The sequence below is a fragment of the Nonomuraea sp. NPDC003201 genome (assembly GCF_053590415.1).
In genome coordinates this window covers 43,745-52,094 of sequence record NZ_JBSFTC010000050.1, presented here as the reverse complement: position 1 = coordinate 52,094, position 8,350 = coordinate 43,745, and the positions used below count along the sequence as shown (strand labels likewise).

General features: G+C 71.8%; 8 protein-coding genes. 3 read left to right on the top strand and 5 right to left on the bottom strand.

Going from position 1 to position 8,350, the window contains the following annotated elements:
• Window positions 1-173: 173 nt before the first annotated feature.
• Window positions 174-578, bottom strand: a complete 405-nt coding sequence (locus ACWDX9_RS20260) for a hypothetical protein (RefSeq protein WP_449956013.1) — start codon at window positions 576-578, stop codon at window positions 174-176.
• A 254-nt stretch (window positions 579-832) separates the two neighbouring features.
• On the opposite strand from ACWDX9_RS20260, the gene ACWDX9_RS20255 reads away from it, so the two are divergent.
• Window positions 833-1,612 carry a hypothetical protein gene (locus tag ACWDX9_RS20255; protein ID WP_449956010.1) on the top strand — a complete coding sequence of 260 codons (780 nt, stop codon included), beginning with the start codon at window positions 833-835 and terminating at the stop codon, window positions 1,610-1,612.
• Between the two features lie 465 nt (window positions 1,613-2,077).
• Here the strand turns inward: ACWDX9_RS20255 and ACWDX9_RS20250 are convergent, their stop codons facing one another.
• A complete protein-coding gene (locus ACWDX9_RS20250) occupies window positions 2,078-3,154 on the bottom strand; it encodes a saccharopine dehydrogenase family protein (protein WP_449956007.1) in 1,077 nt (358 codons plus the stop codon).
• Between the two features lie 96 nt (window positions 3,155-3,250).
• Between ACWDX9_RS20250 and ACWDX9_RS20245 the strand changes: the two genes are divergently transcribed.
• Window positions 3,251-4,228, top strand: coding sequence for a helix-turn-helix domain-containing protein (locus ACWDX9_RS20245; RefSeq protein WP_449956004.1), 978 nt, complete (start codon window positions 3,251-3,253; stop codon window positions 4,226-4,228).
• Window positions 4,229-4,621: 393 nt separating this feature from the next.
• Here the strand turns inward: ACWDX9_RS20245 and ACWDX9_RS20240 are convergent, their stop codons facing one another.
• From ACWDX9_RS20240 to ACWDX9_RS20230, 3 genes are all read right to left on the bottom strand, one after another.
• Window positions 4,622-5,176 (bottom strand): hypothetical protein, encoded by a 555-nt coding sequence (locus tag ACWDX9_RS20240; RefSeq protein ID WP_449956001.1) that lies wholly within the window; start codon window positions 5,174-5,176, stop codon window positions 4,622-4,624.
• 108 nt (window positions 5,177-5,284) lie between these two features.
• Entirely contained in the window at window positions 5,285-6,805 is a 1,521-nt protein-coding gene (locus tag ACWDX9_RS20235) for an alpha/beta hydrolase family protein (protein ID WP_449955998.1), read from the bottom strand.
• Window positions 6,806-6,915: 110 nt separating this feature from the next.
• Complete coding sequence (locus tag ACWDX9_RS20230) at window positions 6,916-7,374, bottom strand: MarR family winged helix-turn-helix transcriptional regulator (RefSeq protein WP_449955995.1); 459 nt, start codon at window positions 7,372-7,374, stop codon at window positions 6,916-6,918.
• A 368-nt stretch (window positions 7,375-7,742) separates the two neighbouring features.
• Here ACWDX9_RS20230 and ACWDX9_RS20225 point away from each other — a divergent pair, with 368 nt between their 5' ends.
• Window positions 7,743-7,922, top strand: a complete 180-nt coding sequence (locus ACWDX9_RS20225; protein WP_449955992.1) for a hypothetical protein — start codon at window positions 7,743-7,745, stop codon at window positions 7,920-7,922.
• Window positions 7,923-8,350: the final 428 nt, after the last annotated feature.

Sequence of the window (8,350 nt, the reverse complement as noted above, 5' to 3'; positions counted from 1 at the left end):
GGGGGCGGCTCGGGCGGCGGCTCGGGCGTGGGCGGCGGCGGCTCGGGCGTGCGCAGCGACCGGATCGACCAGGCGCTCACGACGAACGACACGGCGTCGACGATCAACGCGCCGACCGCTGACAGGACCCCGATGAGCGGACCGGCCAGGGACGGGCCGACCAGCACGCTCAATCAGCGGGTCGACTCCAGGCGGCTGTTGGCGCTCATGAGCCGCTCGGCGGGGACGAGAGCCTTCAGATGCGCCTGCGCCGCCCCGGACGAGGCAATCTGGCCGGCGGCGTTGCCCAGCGCGGCGACACAGAGGTGAGCGAATGTCAGCAGCCCGAAGAACGCCGCGATCGGAATGCTGAACAGCAAAATACATCTGGCGATATCTGACCAGATCATGACCGGGCGTTTGGCCCGGAATTCGATATACCGCCCCGCGGGAAATGCGACGACGACAATTGTGACCGCCTGAATCACCGATAACAAGGCGACCTGGAAAGCCGAGGCGTCCAGCACGGTGATGGCACCACGGGCAAGGCGACCATGCTCACCGCCGAGCCCAGCCGGCTCACGGTCGTGCCCGCCCACAGACGCCGGAAGTCCCTTTCACCGGCGAGATCCCCACCTGCCCGAGTCATGTCACGGCGCAAGCTGCCTCCTTCAGAGATCATCATCACCGACGGATCGGCATGCCGCCAACGGTGACAGCACGCCGATCCATGGCGATCAGACGCAGTAGGGGCAGGGCTTGCAGCGCGCGGATCCGTCGACGATCAGCCACGGTCGAGGCGGAGCTTGCAGCACGCCGATCCGTCGACGATCAACCACGGCCAGGACGAGGCTTGAAGCACGCCGACCCATCGGCGATCAACGCGGTCGGGGCGGGGCTTGCGGCGTGCGGCGAGGACGACGGCGGCGCCGCCCGCGAGGACCACCGTCAGCGCCGCCCACAACCATCCCCGAGCTTCGCCCCGTTGGTCGCCCTCGGGCAGGTGGGCAACGGCTGGCATCTGCACACCTCGCTGTACCGCGCCGGGACGAACCTGCTGTCCGGCGGCAACGGGCCCGCGGGCATGACCGCCGAGGGCGGCGCCTACCTGGCCGGCCTGCTGCGCGACCTGCCCGCCGTCGTGGCCGTCACCGCGCCCAGCCTGTCCTCGCTGCAACGGCTGCGGCCCGGTTACTGGTCCGGCGCGTACACGTTCTGGGGCGTGGAGAACCGGGAGGCGGCGCTGCGGCTCGTACCGGCCACTCCCCTGCTCGGCGCCGCGCACGCCAACGTCGAGCTCAAGCCGTCGGACGCCTCGGCCAACCCCTACCTCGCGCTCGCCACCGTGATCGCCGCGGGCCTCGCCGGCATCGAGGACGGTCTCACGCCCCCCGAACCGGTGCAGGAGGACCCCGGCACCTGGACCGACGAGCGGCGGCCCGAACGCGGCATCCGCCGGCTGCCCACCACCGTCGACGAGCAGCTCGGCGCGCTGCTGACCAACGAGCGCGTCCGGTCCGCGCTGGGCGAGGAACTGGCCGACGCCTTCCGGGCGGTACGCGTCTCCGACGCCGCCTGGGCAGCCGACCGCGACGCGGCTGCCGTGGTCCGCTCCCACCGCTGGCTGTACTAAGCCGCCGCATGGCCGAACGCTTGGGGCTGAGCAGGGGGCGACAGGTCCGTGTGCCGTCGGCGTTAAATGATCACGTCGTCGGAGAGGACCGCGATGAGATCCACTTCCCGTGCGGCGCCGAACCGGCGGGAGATGAGCAGGCTCGCACGACCGGCCCGGATCCCCTGCTCATCACCAGGAGCGCGGCCCGACCCCGAAGCCGAAACACGAACCCGAATCCCCCGCTCATCACCGTGACCAGCCCGACGACGAAGCCGGATCCCTGCTCGTTACCGTGAGGGAGCCGCCCCCGAAGCCGACACACGAACCCGGATTGGGCCGATCCCGAAGCCGACGCACAAACCCGATTCCCCCGCTCATCATCGCGAGCGGCCCGAACGCGGAGCCAGACCCCCTGCCCATCACCGTGAGGAGGCCGACCTCGAAGCCGAGACACGAACCCGGATCCCCCTGCTCGCGGTCGTTTCACTCGTCGCCCAGCGACAGCCCGTCCAGTGACAGTTCGTCCAGCGGGAGGGACCGCAGGAAGTCTTCGGCGTCGAAGAGCTCCCCGGCGGTGACGACCCCGATGGCCCGGCCGCGGCCGGTCAGGATCCGCTCGGTGGCCTCCACCACGATCGGTGCGGTGACGGCGTAGATGTCACGGCCGCACGCCGCCACCCGCCGCCGCTCGTCCCCCCGGCGGACGACGACCTCGACCAGGAAGACCTGGGCCGATCGCCCGTCGGCGTCGGCCGCCTGCGGTCCCTTGGTCTCCGGGTCGCCGAGGTCCTTCAGCGGGGCGACGTTCAGGAAGGCGTCGATCCGCGGGGTGTCCAGGTGGCGGGAGACGGTGACCACGTCGGCGTTGGAGAACTGTCCCACGACGTCCTGCTTCCCGAACGGTTCGGCGAACGTCCAGGTCCCCTTCGGCGGCGGCTCGTCGCCCGCGACCACCTTCAGATGGTGGTCCGAGAAGACCACCCGCCGCCCGGCCCGGCGCTGCCCGGCCAGCACGGTGCCCCGCGTCGGGTGCCAGCTGTCCAGGGCCACCGCGATCGAGATCTCGTCGGCCGCCGGCCAGTCACCCATCGCGACGGTCGCGAGCAGGTCGCCGAGCGCACCGTAGAACGCCATCACCGGCGCCACCACGATGCCCGCCTCCTTCACCCGCGGGTCGTCCCGGTAGGTGTCGAAAGTGTTCATCGCGACCAGGGTCTCGCCGGTGACGTCCAGGTAGTGGATCCCGGCGCGCAACGCGGCCTCGATCAGCGGCGGCGCGGTGTCGCCGAACGGCCCGGCACAGTTGATCACCGCTGCCGTGCCGGCGATCGCGCGGTCGAGCGAGGCCGGGTCGTCGACCGAGGCGATCCGCCACTCCACGCCGGGGTGGGCGGCAGCCGCCGCCTCCAGCTTCACCGCGTCCCGCCCGGACAATACCGGCGTCCAACCGCGCTCCAGCAGCTCCGCCGTCACGAACCGGGCAGTGTGCCCGTAGGCGCCGAACACCGCCACCACCGGCTTCGCGCTCCCGCGACCGGACCGGCCGTCGATCTCTGTCATCAGGTCTCCTTCAGCTGTTCAGGCTCCCTCCGATCTTGCTGAACGGTGCCGCCGGGAGCCACCGTCGCGTACGTCAACGTGCGCTAGATTCGCGACATGCGCGCCCATCGCGTCGTCATGGCCGTCACCGACGACATGCCGATCTTCGAAGCAGCCGTCCCGTGTCAGGTCTTCGGCGTCGACCGGCCGCACCTGGCCGACCCGTGGTACCAGTTCTCGGCGGTCCCGGTCGGTGACGCGCCGGTGCGGCTGAGCCCGGGATTCACCCTCGCCCCGGTGAGCGGCGGGTGGGATCTGGACTCGACGGACACCCTCGTCATCCCGGCCTGCACGAATGTGCACGACGACCCTCCGGCGGAGTTGGTGGACGTCGTCCGGGAGGCGTACCGGCGCGGAATCCGGATCCTGTCCATCTGTTCCGGCGCCTTCGTCCTGGCCGCCGCCGGGGTGCTCGACGGGCGCCGGGCCACCACGCACTGGCTGCACGCGGAGGAGCTGAGCCGCCGCTATCCCGCCGTCCGGGTCGACCCGTCCGTGCTCTACGTGGAGGACACCAACGTGATCACCTCCGCGGGGACGGTGGCCGGGATCGACGCCTGCATGCACGTCGTACGGGTCGACCACGGCGCCGCCGTGGCCGCCGAACTGGCCCGCCGCCTGGTCACCCCGCCCCACCGGGACGGCGGGCAGGCCCAGTACCACCGCCCCGCCTCGCCGGTGGTCCGCGACGACTGGCTGGCCACCCTGCTGGACTGGGCCACCGAGCAACTGCATCTGCCCCTGTCCATCGCCGACCTGGCCGCCCAGGCCAATGTCAGCGTGCGCACCGTCGAACGCCGGTTCGCCGAGGCGCTCGGGATGTCGCCGCTGCGCTGGCTGCTGCAGCAGCGAGTACGCCGGGCCCAGCAGTTCCTGGAAACCAGCGACCGGCCGATCGGATGGATCGCCGACAGCTGCGGCTTCGGCGGACCAGCCAGCCTACGAGCACACTTCGCCCGAATCGTCGGGGTATCCCCCACCACCTACCGCCGAACATTCCACGAACGAGCGGGCACAACCCGCATCGCCAGCTGACCGCCCCAACAGCACGACCCCTCGCGCCACCAATCGACCGGACCCGACACCACGACCCCGATCGCCATCCAACCGGACCCGACAGCACCACCCCCACCGCCACCCAACCAATCCCACAGCACCACCCGACCACCCTCACCCGTACCACTCGACCGGCCCACCGCCGCGACCCGCATCACCAGCCGACCAACCCAGCGGCACGACCTGCACCGCCACCCGACCGGGCCCAACACCACGACCGGCACCACCACCCAACCGGGCCCGACAGCACCACCCCACCACCACCCGACCAACCCCGCTTGCGCGACCCCCACCACCACCCAACCGACTCACCGGCGCGGCCCGGATCGCCAGTTGACCGGTCCGGCAGCGGGGGCGTGCCTCGCCGTTGCGTCACCCTTGCCGATCGGGCCAGAGGTCCGGGTAGTGGCGGGGGCATACGCAGTTCCTGTCGTCCTGCGGCGGGTCCACGACCTGGTCCGCGATCGGAGCCAGCAGCGCCTCGATCGCCTTGGCCGAAGCGACCGCGGCCTCCGTGACGCTGTAGGGATCGGCGGTGTCGGCCACGCTGACGTCCAGCCGATCCTCGTGCGACCAGAGGTGGGCGCGTTGCCCGGCGATCTCCACGTGCCCCGGCTGCACGATCCCGGGGAAGCGCGGCATGGCGACCGGGAAACGGGCGAACTCGGCCGCGGTGTGGGCGACGCCGGGAACCGGCCGCGGGTCGCCGGGGCCGAGCCACGTCACGGGCACGCCGAGCGCGGACAGCGTCCGCACGAGGTCGTCCTGCCTCTCGATGCGCAGCCCGGCCAGCAGTTGGTCGCCGTCGTTGGCGTGCCCGCCGTACGCGCGGCAGAAGCGGAAGTAGGCCAGCTCGCGCGCCCACGCGTGCAGCCGGACCGGCGGGTGCCGCTCGTAGAGGTAGTCGATCCAACGCTGCCCGTTCACCCGCCGGATCGTACCTCGCTGCCCACGTGGAGCTCGGTCCAGTGTTGCCCGTTCACCCGCCGGTTTGTACCTCGCTGTCCGCGAGGTAGTCGGTCCAACGCTGCCCGTTTATCCGCCGGATCGTACCTCGCTGTCCGCGTGGTGGACGGTGAGGTCGCCGTACGGTGACAGCTGCGCGGTGAGATCGCCCGGTTTGCCGCGTAAGGTCGCGTCGAGGAACTCGGCGCTGGTGGCGGCTGTGAGGCGTAGCCCGGCTGTACGGCCCAGTGATCCGGCCAGTGCGGGCACAGGCGGAAGGTAGAGCGGCGCGTCTGTGAACGTCAGGTGCGCCGTCCCCGGGACGGTGAGCCGGTAGCTCGTGGCGGTGCTGAGGTCGAGCACCTGCGTGAGGCGGGGAATGTAGGTCGGGTTGTCCGCCGGCTCCACCGGGTGGGTGAGCGCGAGCACCGGCTGGTGGAAGGGCCGCGGCTCGGGGTCGTGGGGAGCGCCGTCCAGGTCGATGACCGCCGCGAACCGGGAGTCCTGACGGGCCGCCAGCAACGCGGCGGCCCCGCCGATCGAGTGGCCGGTCACCGCTGCCCGAGCCGTGTCGAGGCGACCGGTCAACGCGCCTGCGATCCCACCTTGGTCGAGGCTGCCGGTCAAGCTGCCTGCGATCTCACCTCCATCGAGGCTGCCGGTCAACAGGCCCGCGATCTCGCCTCGGTCGAGGCGGCCCAGCTGGGTCAGGACGAAGCTGAGGTCGGCGGCGCGCACCGCCGTCCAGCCGGCTGCCCGCCGCTCGTCCTCGCGCTCGTCGCCGGTCGCGGCGACCCGGGTGCGGATCGTCCGGCCGTCGGCGAGGACGACGGCGGCAGAGTCGTACGGGTGGTCGAGGGCTACCACGACGTAGCCGAGACTGGCCAGCTCCTCCGCCCACGCGGTGTTCTGGGTGCGCACCCCCCCGAGCCCCGGCGAGAACAGCACCACGGGGAACCGTCCTCCCGTCTCGGCCACGGCGGCACCCGGCACCGAGCGGGTGCGGGCGGTCGAGGCGCCGTCGAGCAGGAAGCCGGGCACCCCGAGGTAGTCCGCCGCGGCGCCGGAGACGACGCGCGCCTCCCGCTCTGTACGGCCGAGATACACAGACCGCGCGGTGCCCGTGGCACTCCCCTGCGCCGGGTACCAGAACTGGACGACCACCGTGCGCCGGTCATCCGGGTCGGGCGTCGCGGGCTCCGGACGCGCCGGATCGGTCCACTCCAGCACGAGGGTGCCGACCGGGAACCGGCCCGACGGCTCGGGGAAATCGGGCACCGGAAACGCCCACACCGCCACTGGACCTGCGGCGAGGAGGCCGACACACGCAGCCCAGCCCGGCAATGCCAGCCACCACGGAGCCCGCCACGCGGCCCGGCCCAGGAGCACGGGAAGGCTGAACGACAGCAGAATGGCCGCGCCCGCGAGAACCAGGACGAACTGCCAGCGAACCCCGGCCAGGACCAGCGCCGTCGCGGAAAGCAGAACAACCGCCGCCGCGCCCATCGTGACCGGCCGGCGGGCACGGGACGACGGGAGCCGGGGAGCGAGCACCAGCAGCGCGGCGCCCAGCACCACGACGATCTCCGGGAAGGACATGCCCAACGTCACCCGGCCATTGTTGAGGAGGGACGCGTCCCTCCGCGTCCACCTGAGGTCTGGGTTTCAGGTCAGACCTACGGTTGACGCCGTCGCCGCCGGGTGACCGTCGTCGAAGAGCTTCACAAAAGGGCCCGCCACGCCTTGGAGAGGGCGTGGCGGAGCTGGCGGACCTGGCGCGTGGACAGGTCGGCGATCATGAGCTCCTCGAGCTCGCGTACGGGCTCGGCGAGGCGGGCCAGGAGTTCGCGCCCCGCGTCGGTGAGGAGGATGTGCAGCTCACGGCGGTTGGCCGGGTTGCGCTCGCGCCGGATGAGCCCGCGTTCCTCCAGGGCGCGCACCAGGTCGGCCACGGACTGGGCGGTGACGAACGAGTCGCGGGCCAGCTGCGCGGCCGACAGCCCGTCGTGCCGCTCCAGCACGGTGAGCGCGGTGTACTGCGTCACCGTGATGCCGGCCGGCCGCACCAGGTCGTCGAGGCGTGCGCGGACGACGAGCTCCACCTGTTTGACCATGTAGAGCAGCGACGGCGGCGTCTTGTCCGCAGCCGTTCCCGCCTGCTGTTCCGCTGTTGCGGTCATCACCTGCTCCTGAGTCGTCGTCGGGGAGATCCAGGCTAGGCCATTGACAGGAAACCTGTTGGCAACAAGACTGCCCATCGACAGGTTTCCTGTCAATTGAAGGCGGCTGGTCCTCGGCGTACCCGGCCTTTCCGTCGTGTGGCCGGGGTCACTCCGAGGCCCTGCCACGGGCGGTATCCGTGAGGGAGAAGCGCGACCATGAGCGAACCCGAGCCCGAGCCCGAGGAAGGCCAGGGGCACGAGGCGGCCAGGGACGGCCGTGGCCGTGGCGGACGTGGCCGGTGTCGACGCGGCCAAAGGCGGCCGTACCGACGTGATCGACCCGTCCGCTGGCCAGGTGGCCAGCGTGGTGGCCAGGTGGCCCCACCGTGCCCGCGGCGGACGAGACCGTGACGGCCGCTCGGGGCACGTTCGTCCTGGTCGGCGCACCGTCGTCGGCACCGAGCCGGTCCTCGACCTCGACGTCACGCTGCCGGGGCAGGCGCGTGAGGTCCGGCACCGAGCCGGCCTTCGACGTGGACGCCATGCTGCCCGGGGCGGGCGCGTGACCGGCCTGAACCTCGACGCCGGCCGGCTCCCCCAACTCCTGGGTGCTGGCTGGCTCTTCCGGATCCTCGGTGCCGGCGGGTTCCCCCGACGCCCGGTGCGGCCGAGACGCGGGCCGCGATTCCCGCTGTGGTCCCGCTCGTCCGTGCCGGCCGGCTGCCGGTGCGGAAGCCGGCTAGCCGCCCGTGCGGAAGCCGGTCAGCCGCCGGTGCGGAAGCCGGCCAACCACCGGTGCAGAAGCTGGCCAACCACCGGTGCAGAAGCCGACCGACCGAGGGCACGGAAGCCGACCGACCACCGGTACGGAAGCCGACCGACCGCCGGAGGAGAAGCCGACCGGTTGCCGGTGTGGAACTGGTCGGCCAATGCCCGTTCGACGACATCGATCGCGCCGCACGAGGCAAGGCGATCGACCCCGTGATCACGTTCT

Bases quoted from the DNA above. Each gene is read 5' to 3' on its own strand.
- ACWDX9_RS20250 (WP_449956007.1), bottom strand. From the start codon at position 3,154: ATGACAGAGATCGACGGCCGGTCCGGTCGCGGGAGCGCGAAGCCGGTG.
- ACWDX9_RS20245 (WP_449956004.1), top strand. From the start codon at position 3,251: ATGCGCGCCCATCGCGTCGTCATGGCCGTCACCGACGACATGCCGATC.
- ACWDX9_RS20230 (WP_449955995.1), bottom strand. From the start codon at position 7,374: ATGACCGCAACAGCGGAACAGCAGGCGGGAACGGCTGCGGACAAGACG.